The 9,280-nt window shown below is 69.9% G+C and carries 9 protein-coding genes and 1 tRNA gene; 6 read left to right on the forward strand and 4 right to left on the reverse strand.

Annotated elements, in window-relative coordinates; all coding sequences use genetic code 11:
- Positions 1-57 precede the first annotated feature (57 nt).
- Together WH07_RS08200 and WH07_RS08205 are read right to left on the reverse strand one after the other, a co-directional pair.
- The gene (locus WH07_RS08200; protein WP_079023053.1) at positions 58-750 is read right to left on the reverse strand and encodes a vitamin K epoxide reductase family protein; all 693 of its coding nucleotides are present in this window, start codon (positions 748-750) and stop codon (positions 58-60) included.
- A gap of 54 nt (positions 751-804) precedes the next feature.
- Entirely contained in the window at positions 805-1,311 is a 507-nt protein-coding gene (locus tag WH07_RS08205; protein WP_046497186.1) for a DUF5949 family protein, read from the reverse strand.
- Positions 1,312-1,593: 282 nt separating this feature from the next.
- Here WH07_RS08205 and WH07_RS08210 point away from each other — a divergent pair, with 282 nt between their 5' ends.
- On the forward strand, positions 1,594-3,384 hold the full coding sequence (locus tag WH07_RS08210; RefSeq protein ID WP_046497189.1) for a hypothetical protein: 1,791 nt from the start codon (positions 1,594-1,596) through the stop codon (positions 3,382-3,384).
- A gap of 41 nt (positions 3,385-3,425) precedes the next feature.
- On the opposite strand, the gene WH07_RS08215 is transcribed toward WH07_RS08210, so the two are convergent.
- Positions 3,426-5,600 carry an NB-ARC domain-containing protein gene (locus WH07_RS08215; protein WP_046497190.1) on the reverse strand — a complete coding sequence of 725 codons (2,175 nt, stop codon included), beginning with the start codon at positions 5,598-5,600 and terminating at the stop codon, positions 3,426-3,428.
- 157 nt (positions 5,601-5,757) lie between these two features.
- On the opposite strand from WH07_RS08215, the gene WH07_RS08220 reads away from it, so the two are divergent.
- The 5 genes from WH07_RS08220 to WH07_RS39610 all read left to right on the forward strand — a co-directional run bounded on the left by WH07_RS08220 (position 5,758) and on the right by WH07_RS39610 (position 8,998).
- A complete protein-coding gene (locus WH07_RS08220) occupies positions 5,758-5,958 on the forward strand; it encodes a hypothetical protein (RefSeq protein ID WP_046497193.1) in 201 nt (66 codons plus the stop codon).
- Between the two features lie 114 nt (positions 5,959-6,072).
- Positions 6,073-6,987, forward strand: a complete 915-nt coding sequence (locus tag WH07_RS08225; RefSeq protein WP_046497195.1) for a hypothetical protein — start codon at positions 6,073-6,075, stop codon at positions 6,985-6,987.
- Positions 6,988-7,335: 348 nt separating this feature from the next.
- Positions 7,336-7,485, forward strand: coding sequence for a hypothetical protein (locus tag WH07_RS39605; RefSeq protein WP_157877280.1), 150 nt, complete (start codon positions 7,336-7,338; stop codon positions 7,483-7,485).
- Positions 7,485-8,717, forward strand: coding sequence for a hypothetical protein (locus tag WH07_RS08230; protein ID WP_046497199.1), 1,233 nt, complete (start codon positions 7,485-7,487; stop codon positions 8,715-8,717). The genes WH07_RS39605 and WH07_RS08230 overlap by 1 nt, the downstream gene beginning before the upstream one ends.
- A gap of 41 nt (positions 8,718-8,758) precedes the next feature.
- Positions 8,759-8,998, forward strand: a complete 240-nt coding sequence (locus WH07_RS39610) for a hypothetical protein (RefSeq protein ID WP_157877282.1) — start codon at positions 8,759-8,761, stop codon at positions 8,996-8,998.
- Positions 8,999-9,127: 129 nt separating this feature from the next.
- Here WH07_RS39610 and WH07_RS08235 read toward each other — a convergent pair.
- Positions 9,128-9,201 (reverse strand) — tRNA-Ala (locus WH07_RS08235).
- Positions 9,202-9,280 lie beyond the last annotated feature (79 nt).

Genomic DNA, 9,280 nt, shown 5'->3' on the forward strand with positions numbered 1-9,280 from the left:
GTCAGCCAGACGGGGTCGGGCGAGCGGCGGCGGGCGGGGTCGGCCGGGCGGGGGCAGTCAGCCCGTCCAGAAGTCCCACCAGCGGATCAGGATCAGCATCCCGATCACCCCGGTCCACAGCACGGGCGGCACCCAGTGGAATTCGCTCAGCGCCTCGCGTACTCCGGCGGGAGCGGGCAGAATCCGGTGCTCGACGTTGTGGACGGTGACGTAACAGAACATCACGATGGTGGCGACCCAGGCCAGAGAGCACCACAGGCAGAGTGAGTTGATCTCGTACAGCGACTGGTACTGGAGCCAGGTGCAGAATCCGACACCGAACAGCGTGCCCGCGTTCAGCCCCAGCCAGAACCAGCGACGATAACGCGCCCCCGCCAGCAGACCCGCGCCAACACCGATCACCACGGCGTACGCCACAAGCCCCAGCATCGGATTGGGAAAGCCGAAGGCCGAGGCCTGCTCGCTCTTCATGATGTTGCCGCAGGACACCACCGGGTTGAGGCTGCACGCCGGAGTGAAGTCCGGGTCCTCAAGCAGCTTGAACTTGTCGAGCGTGATCACCCACGCCGCCAGCAGCCCGGCGGCGCCCGTGATCACCAGCAGCAGCGCAAACCCCCCGCTGCCGCCCACGTCCGCCGCGCCGCCGCTGGTGGCGCCTTTCCCGGCGTCCCTGGTCTGCTCGGTTTTCCTGGTATTCCCGGCTTCCGCGGTCTTTCCGGCGGGCGTGGTCCGGGCCCAAGTCGTTGCCATGACGCTCCGATTCGTTCGCTTCGTATGCCTCGCTCGCGTGCCGCGCCTCGGGACCTAGCCGCGCAGGCTGCTTACCGGCACCAGACAGTGCGCCGCGCCGGCGAGCATGCCGACGTCGCCGACAAAGGCGCGCAACCGCTCCTCGGTGACCGGCCGCCCCGGCGTACCGTCCGGCCAGGGGCGGGTCGCCACCATGAAATAGACCTGCCGGGTGCGCCGCGCGTCCTCTTCCCACTCCGGCGGAACCGGGCACTGCGAGGTCAGATACGGCATGGTCAGCACCGCCTGCCCCGCCTCCACCAGCAATTTGACCGGCACCTGGGGCGTCTGCGCGACATCGACCAGATCACCACCGGGATTCAGCCCGATCTCCTGGAGGACCGCGCGCATCGCTTCCTCACCGGCCGCCGGACCGCCCCGGCCGTCACCGAGTGAATAGGCAAGCAGAAAAGGCGCGTTGCGCTCGCCCTCGGAAGGATCGCTGGTCCAGGGAATCACCGAGAGGGTGCCCAGAAGAGGGGCGTACTGCATACGGCCCGACGCGGTGTTGGGAGAGGTCATGCTTCGGCACAGTAGTGGCCCCCGGAGAAATTCCGTGAGCCCGTGTCACCCGAGTGGGGGAATTCGCTGGCCTCTTCCCGCCATCGATTCCTCAATTTCGTTCCCCAGTACGAGACTTATTCATGTCTCCGCTCTGAGAAGGAACTTGGGAGGGCATGTGGGAAGGCACATGGGAGGGGGTCGAAGGCCCATGGGAGAGACTCGGGGAAAACGGTGGCCGCGGGGTGCCGTGCGCGTACGCCGAGGCGCAAGGGCCACCCCCGGTACGGTGTATCCGTGGCCATGCACGGTAGCGCGGGGCCGCCGCTCAGGGTCCCGGTGGGCCATGACGCCCGGCGGTGGAGCACCTTCCCCGGCGAGAAGACCCTGGTCGTGGCCGCTCGTACGGTCACCTCGACCGTGCGGGTCCTGGAGATCCTGCCGGCCCTGCTGCGCGGCGACGACCGGATCACCGTCGTCTTCGCCCATGACCCGACCTCCGCCTTCAATGACGGAGTGCTCGATCTGCTGCACGAGTCGGGGTGCCGGGTCATGCCCTGGGCCCAGTTGGGCAGCATCACCCCGGATCTGATCGTCTCCGCCAGCGAGAATGTCGAAGTGCCCGGAGCGGGGCTGCCCGGCACCGGTGTGCCCGGGCTCGGAGTGCCCAACTGGGGTGTGCCGGGCGAGGGCTGTCCCGTACTCGTCCTGCCGCACGGCGTCGGCTTCCAGAAGCTCGTGCCCGACTCCCGCTCCTCGCGGACGCGGCTGTCCGGTGTGGTGCCGGACGCGCTGCTGGAGGCGGGCCGCGCCTGGCTCGCCATCTCGCATCCGGACCAGGAGGAGCAGCTCCTCACCACGCATCCCAAGGCCGCTGGCCACACCCTGCTGGTCGGGGACCCGGTGTTCGACCGGCTGGCCGCCAGCCTGCCGCTGGCCGGTTCGTACCGCCGCGCGCTGGAGGTCGGGGACGGGCGGCGGCTGGTGGTGCTCAGCTCCACCTGGGCCCGGACCTCCCTGATCGGCCGGGATCCGGAGCTTCCGGCGCGGCTGCTCGCGTCCCTGCCGTACGACGAATACCGGGTCGCGGCGATCGTCCACCCCAATGTCTGGTCGGGGCACGGCGCCTGGCAGATCCATACGCTCCAGGCCGCCGCACGCGACTCGGGCCTGCTGCTGATGCCGCCGGTCGGCGCCTGGCAGTCGGCGCTGGTGGCGGCGGACGCCGTGGTGGGCGACCACGGTTCGGTCACGCTGTACGGTGCGGCGCTGGACAAGCCCGTACTGCTCGGCGCGTTCGGCAGCGACGCCGTGCCGGGTACGGCGATCGCGCGGCTCGGCCGGACGGCGCCCCGGCTCGATCCGCGCGGGGATCTGCGCGGGCAGATCGAGTCGGCCGTACGGACGCACCGCCCCGGGCGGTACGCCGAGATCGCGGCCGGGGCCTTCGCGGATCCGGGACAGGCGCTGGTCAGGCTGCGTACCGCGCTGTACCGCCTGATGGGTCTGGCCGAGCGGGACTCCGCCCCGCCACCTCCCCTGCTGACGTTTCCACGCCCCGATCCGCCCGCCACGGCCGTCACCTCCTGGACGGTGGCCACCGAGGCCGCCGCGGAGGACGGCCACTGGACGGTGACCGTACGCCGTCACCCCGCGGCGGCCTGCGAGGAGAGCCGCACAGGACCCGAGGAGACTCCCGGGTCGTTCGTACATCTCGCGTGCGACGAGGAGGAGCGGGACCAGCGGCTGAGCGAGAGCGCCTCGGTGCTGGTCCGCGAGCGCACCGCGCCGACCTCGGTGAGCGCGCTGCGCTGGATCGGCGAGACGCTCGGCCGGTTTCCCGGCAGCCGTCTGGCTGCGGTGGCGCTGGGTGGGGGCGGCTTTCTGGTGGGACTGCGCGACGGACGGACCGTGGAGGCGACGGCGACCGGCGACGGCATCCATGTGGGTCTGCCCGCGGCGGTCGTCTACACATGCCTGCGCGCGGGGATCGCGATGGACGAGGTCATCGTGACGCTCAGGGTCGGCGGGGCCCGGGAGGAGGACGTCGCGCTGCGCTTCCGGACCTCCCGGCCGCGCGGTCCGGCGTACTGAGTCCACTGCGCCGGGTGCGCCTTGTCACGGTTCCTCGCGTGTCATTGCGCTCCGGACCCCGGCGGCTCCTGAAGGCGGTCGAGGCGCTCGCGCAGGGTGTCGGCCTCCGGGCTGCCGCCCTCCGCGTAGATCTCGTACGCCCTGGTGAGCTGCTCCCGTACGGCCGCCAGGCCCTGGTCCGTACGTCCACCGCCCGTCCGCTCGGTGAGGTCCGCGAGCCGGACCAGGGCCTGTGCCTCGTAGTGGCTGGCGTTCTGCTCGCGCAGGGTCCGGGCCGCCTCGCTCAGGGCGCGCTTCGCCTCGTCCGTGTCGCCGAGATGCTCGTGCGCGGCGCCGATCGCGGCCATGGCCCGGGCCGCCATGCGCCGGTCGGCGCGGCCCAGCAGGTCCTTGTACGCCCTGCGCAGGGTCTCCAGGGCCGTGGTGTGGTCGCCCTTGGCGTCCTGGGCACAGCCGAGGAAATAGGTGACGATGGCGACACCCCGCCATTCGCGGGCCTCGATGTTGAGTTCGATGGACCGGCGGTAGGCGTCCATGGCCCGGTCGGGGTCGAAGCGGTCCCAGTACCGGCCGGAGAACTCCTGCACCGACGCGCCGAGCGCGGCATGTCCGGAGGCGTCGGCGCAGGCGACCGCGGTCTCCAGCTCCGTACGCGCCCTGTCGTACTCGCCGAGGTCCATCAGCGGCCGGGAGAGCAGACTGCGCAGGCGCGCCTCCGCGGCGGGGACGACGGCTTCGGCGGCCGAGGCGGCTCCGAGCTCCAGGGACTCTTTCCAGTCGCCGAGGTGCCTGCGGTGCAGGAAGAGAACCGTAAAGGCCTCGGACAGCGGCCAGACCAGCGTATGGAGGCCATGGCGGGAGGCCTCGCGGAGGACGGCGAGGATATTGGCGCGCTCGGCGTCCAGCCATTCCAGCGGAGCAGGACCGTTCTCGGCGGCGAAGGGGTCGGAGGCGCCGCTCAGCAGCTCGGGCAGATCGGCGATCCGCAACCGGTCGGCGCGTACGGCCCGGTCGGCGAGGGCGGTGAGCGCGAGATAGTGGGTGGCGACGCGGGCCGTCAACTCCCGCTGTTCCTGCGCCGGTTGCTCCTCGGTGGCGCGCTCGCGGGCATGCAGCCGTACGAGATCGTGGAAGCGGAACCTGCCGTCGGGCGTCCGGTCCAGGAGGCTGGACTCCCGAAGCGTGCCGAGGAGCGACTCGGCGGCCGGTGTGCCGATGTCGGCGGCGACCGCGGCCGTACCGGCGTCGAACGACCGCCCGGGCAGCCATCCCAGCAGCCGGTAGAGGCGGGCCGCGTCGGGCGGCAGATCACGGTAGGCGAGTCCCAGAACCGCGGACACGGAGTGCTCCCCTCGTCCTCGTAGCGACATGCCCGCCAACCGGCGGGTCTCATCGGCGAGTTCCTCGGCCAGCCCGCTCATGGTGAGACCGGGGTCGGTCACCAGCCGTGCCGCCACCACATGCAGCGCCTTCGGCAGTCCCGCGCACAACTCGACGAGCCGCTCGGCCGCCTCCTGCTCGGCGGTGACCGCGCGCTCGCCGCAGCGGTCGGCGAGGATCCCCAGTCCGCCGCGCAGGTCGAGCGGTTCGAGCGGCAGCAGCCGCGCACCGTCCATGGCCAGTTCCCCGAGTCTGCCGCTGCCGGTGACGAGCAGGACACTGCCCGGCCCCTTGGGGACCAGGACATTGACCTGCGCGGGCTGGTTCACATCGTCCAGTACGACCAGGATCCGCCGGCCCGCGGACCTGCTGCGGAACAGCTCGACCCGCCCGGCGAGAGACTGCGGGATATAGGTGTCGTCCACCCCGAGGGCCGTCAGGCACTGCCGCACCGCCGCGGAGACATCACCGCCCGTACGGCCGCGCAGCGCGGCGAAGTCGACATAGATCTGCCCGTCGGGAAACCGCTCACGCGCCTTCTCCGCCCAGCGCTGAGCGAGCGCGGTCTTCCCGATCCCCGGCAGCCCGGTCAGCACCCCGAACCCGACCCGGGAGGAGCCGCTCCCCGGGGCGCCGAGGCGATCGTCCAGTAAGGACAGATCCGCGGACCGGTTGACGAACTCGAAGGTCAGGGGCGGCACTTGATCCGGCGCGGAGTCGGGCCCGTGGGGCGGTGGCGCCTGGACGTTGAAGGTGATGCCGCCATGGATCTGCTGAGCCTGGACAGCCGGCCCGTACACCGTCCCGGACAGGTCATTCCTGGAACCGTCGCCCATCACACCGCCCCCGCGCGCAGAAGTCCTGGCCCTGCCGTTGCCACATCACATGCAACCGTAGAGGACGAGGCAGCGCAGCCCCGTCCACCGCCCGGGCGCGCCCCACGCCGACGGGCGGGGGTCCTCCACTGTCGGACGCGGGGCGAGGATCGGCGGCATGACGAAGACCGGAGCGGACTACGCGTGGTTCGAGAACGACTTTCCCGACGGCGTCGGCACGTTCCTCTGGGCGGAGGACCAGGTCCTGCGACTGTGCTTCGACGCAAACCCCCGGGCGGGTGCCGACGCCTTGCGGACAGGTACGTCCGCCGCCGCGGCCAAGGCGTATGTCGCAACCGTCTGCCCGCGCAACTCGTAGCTCGAGAAACGCAGTTGTCGCATGTCTGCCGTGGTTGGCAGACTTGTCTCGCACGCTGAAACGTACAGGTCACCTCGGCATCGGGGACCTTCATCTCTTCAGGGGGGAACATCCATGAAACTCAGCGCGCCCAGACGCGTCCTCGCCCGTGCCACAGCCGTTCTCACCCTGGCGCTGGTCATGGCCACCGGCTCAACCGGCCTGCTGCCCGGCACCGAGGCGTATGCCGCGCCGGTCACCCTCGGCTCCTTCGGTTTCAGTGGCGACGACGGCGACTGGATCAGCGGCGGCCAGTCCTACGCCTACTCGACAGCGTCGCAGGACAGCCTGAACATCTCCGCCAACAGCGACAACAGTCGGGTCGCCCTGTCTGTCGACGGAGCCAACGGCGACTGGTGGTACCTGGATCTCGCGGCACCGTCCGGCACACCTCTCGCGCCAGGGACCTACACCGGAGCCACCCGCTATCCGTTCAACGAGCCGACCGAGCCAGGTCTGTCACTGAGCGGCAACGGGCGCGGCTGCAACACGCTCACCGGCAACTTCACCATTTCCGACGTGGAGTTCGGTCCGCAGGGATCCGTGGAGAAGCTCGACGCCACCTTCGAGCAGCACTGTGAGGGAGGAACGACCGCCGCTCGCGGTGAGGTCCACATCAACAACGACTCGACTCCGCCGGACGGCCTCGACCTCGGCCTTGCCGTGGCGCTGGAAGGCACCGCGAGCACCCTGAACGGCAAGGCCACCCTGCACGGAACAGTGAGCTGCACCAAGCCTGTGCAGGTGGCCGTGTCGGGGGACGTCACGCAGGTGAAGAAGCAGAACCTCATCCGGGGCTCCTACAGCACGTCGGTGTCCTGTGCCCCAGGCGCACCGGTCGCGTGGACCGCGACGGCCGTGCCCACCGGCTCCGTACCCTTCCAGCGCGGCGACGTAGAAGTCGAGGCGCGCGCGACGGCGACCGACCCCGACTACGCACACCCGGTGACCGTCAGCGAGACGGTAGCGGTCCGCCTCCGCCGGGACTGACCATCACGCTCCGAGCCACACCACACCGTCCGGCCCGGGTCCCGCGTCCTCCCGAGGAGCAGGGCCCGGGCTCGGGCATGGGCACGGACGATTCCGACGGCAGCCTCTCCCCGGCCGAGCTGATCCCGGCCCGCCAAGGCCGGACACCGTGGACCGCACCAGCCACCCGGCCACAGCCGCTCACACCGCGGCCAAGCCCCCTCTGAGGCCCAGGCCTCAGTCGGCCAAACGACCGCCCCAGACCCCAACCTCGTTTGCACAGCGCCCCGAACAGACCCGGGAAACCCATTTCCCAGTTGATGGGGGCTATCGAGGGAACTGTCAGTGGTGCCGTGGATGATCGGGCGCATGACACATGGATCCGCCGGTGCTCTGTGCGTACTCGCCCCGCACCAAGTGTCGCCCAACGCTGCCGGAAAGTGGCTCGGGCCGATCCGCCCGCAGGACCTGGCCGAGCCGCCTTTCGACCGGGCGATGTTCACCTGGCGGTGCGGCTGATGGGCGCCGTGCCCCCTCCGTGGGGTGTTCAGTACACGCTGTACCTGCCTACTGAAGATGCCGCGCGGGCGGCCTCGGCAGAGCTGGCCGGGATGGGGCACCGTTTGACAGCGATGCGAGTTCACGATCAGTTCTGTTACGTTCCGTCGAGCCCCTGGTACGGCACGCCGCCGATGGATCCGGAGCTGGAGGGCTGGTGGCAGGTGTTCTCGCTGGCCGTCTACAGCAGCCATGACCGGAAGGCTCTGGAGCCGTTCCTCCGTAGCGAACGGGTTCGGATGGCCCACGTTGCCCGTGAGCATGGCGGTTTCCAGCAGGGCTGCGGTGAGGGCCAGGCCGCGACCCTTGAAGCAGTCTTCACGAGGGACGGCCTGGTGCATGAACAGACCGGCGCCGAAGTGTCCCTTCCCAGCCTCCTGCCCAAGGATCCCGCGCGGCCTCCGGCGGGTCCCGCGTGGAACTGCGGCGGAGCCGGTGAACCGACGGCAGTGGTCCGGGCGGTGGTGGCGGTCGCGGAGCGAATGTACGGCAATGGCGAGAATGCGCCGGATGCCGTGGGGTGGCTGCTCGATGAGGAATTCGCCTTCGGCGAGCCGTACGAGACGACGGGCGAGTTCCTCGGCGATCTCGCGGATGCCGTGGCACACCAAGGGACCTGCACCGAGGTCACAGTCGAGGCAATTCCCTTCCTGGCCGCGCTCGCCGACGACGACGATGTCCCCGCCGGCAGTCGAGTAATCCTGCTCGGCGATCTGCTGCGGCTCGCCGTCACCGGGCCCTCGGCGGCCGTCTCCCTGGCCGACCGCAACTCCGCCCTCGATGGAGCAGTCGGGGAATCTGCCGCGGAAGAACAGACGCGCAGGGCTATCGGGAGGGAGCTGCCGAGATTGCTGTCCCGCTGGGAGGAAAAGAATGACGCCACCCGGTTCGTTCTCGCTGCCCTCGCGGCGGCCTGTGACCGGCGCGACCAGGATGCACTCAAAGGGCTGGACGAACTGCCTGCCCCCGCAGGCACCAGCCGTTCCGACGTCGTGGCCCTCGTGGCATCGCTTCTCAGCGGCGACCGAGACGACGTGGAGTCAGCAGTGGAGCGGCTGGCTTCATGGGCGCCTCATGTCGCCGAGAAGGCCGCCGGCCCGAACGTGGATCTCAAGGATCTGGGGCTCTCCGTCCTGCCCGCCCTCGTGATGCGGGACGTCGAGACGACAACACCGGAGGAGCTTTGTCAGTGAGCAGACGGCTTCACGATGACGCGAGGGAGAGGCTGAACGGCATGGACGACGCAGTGAGCGAGGCCGGTCGAGCTTTCCTAAGGACCCTGCAGCGTGGCCAGGTCCGCAGGGGTGTGGTGTCTTCCCTGGTCAATTTCGACGTGCTGATCAGGGACGATCTTCCGCGCGGTGTGCATGTGATCTCCCGGCTGCTGCACCACCATCAAGCGGCGGAAACAGCCGTCCTGAAGCACGCCGAGAAGCCGTACGAACTCATCCCCCTCGTCGATCCGTCGGCCTGACGCCAGGCGTACCGCGCCCACAGGGCCCCAGGCCTCCCAACAAGCCCGGAAACGACGAAATCCCGCCCGATCTGACGATCGGACGGGATTTCGTTACCGCTCCTGAGCCAACTCAAGAACAGTCGACTGTGGACCTGAGGGGATTTGAACCCCTGACCCCCTCGATGCGAACGAGGTGCGCTACCAGTCTGCGCCACAGGCCCTTGCGACGTGTGAAACCTTAGCACCCCCGCCGCCGTGCTCGGAAATCCGTTAGGGGCTGGTCACGGGGTGGGGCGGGGG

Origin of the sequence: Streptomyces odonnellii (assembly GCF_000981895.1) — a bacterium.
Lineage (GTDB): Bacteria > Actinomycetota > Actinomycetes > Streptomycetales > Streptomycetaceae > Streptomyces > Streptomyces odonnellii.